The sequence below is a fragment of the Cysteiniphilum sp. JM-1 genome, assembly GCF_008711525.1.
Lineage (GTDB): Bacteria > Pseudomonadota > Gammaproteobacteria > Francisellales > Francisellaceae > Caedibacter.
Genome location: NZ_VXKS01000060.1, coordinates 1 through 842, shown reverse-complemented (window position 1 = coordinate 842; position 842 = coordinate 1). Strand labels below are relative to the sequence as shown.

Below are 842 nucleotides of genomic sequence, written 5' to 3'. Positions count from 1 at the left end.
GGAATAGCTGGCGCATTACAGGCTTTATAAATCTTAGACTGCTCATGATTGGGCTTAGTTGACTTACGAATATGTAAGGTTTTCCCTTCTTTGGTTTGCATCGTTGTCGTGACACGATAATGCGTACTTAATTTTAATAAAATAGTCTCCCAGCTATCATGTATGTCAACTTTCTTAAGCTGAAAACGAATACAATGCAAAATATGATAGGCAAGTATGCTAATAAAAATATGACCACTTATACGCTCTGTGGTTTGATGATAAACAGGACGCATCCCTAAGTCACTTTTTAATACTCTAAAGGCAGCTTCAATATCATTGAGCATGCGATAGGTTTGCCATATTTGTTGATTATTTAAATGGGCTTGATTGGTGCGAATGCAGTAAATCCCCTTGTTTTTATTCGCTCGAGTTTCCTTGTCATGCCAAGTCAAGGATAAGGCATTTTCTTTGTTGGCATCTGCTTTTAACTCAAGCTCAAAATGACTTGCCACTTTGCTGTATTTTTCTTTTAATCTCCCTAGTTTCTCGCAGACTTTATCATATTTCTTGGTGCAGCCTTTTTTGCTTAAGCCTACTTTTACCTTCTCTAATTCCTCAATAAAGCGTTGTTTAAATTTCTCATACATCGCACTACCTTTGCTCTCCATCCCCTGCGAATGGCAATACAGTTCTACCTCGTCGCCATCTGACGGCTTAACTAAATAGGTAGTGACCTTGTTATCCTGATCTTCTTTGACAACAACACCTGAAATGTCCTCTGGCAAGGATAAATTACGTTTACGTGATATCACCAAATACTTATAACCATGCTCTGTCAACCATTGGATATTGTCCTCTGT

The 842-nt window shown here is 38.1% G+C and carries 1 pseudogene; it reads right to left on the bottom strand.

The features are described 5' to 3' along the window. Positions 1–842 (bottom strand): annotated as a pseudogene (locus F3D68_RS11150) (hypothetical protein); the annotation flags it as partial.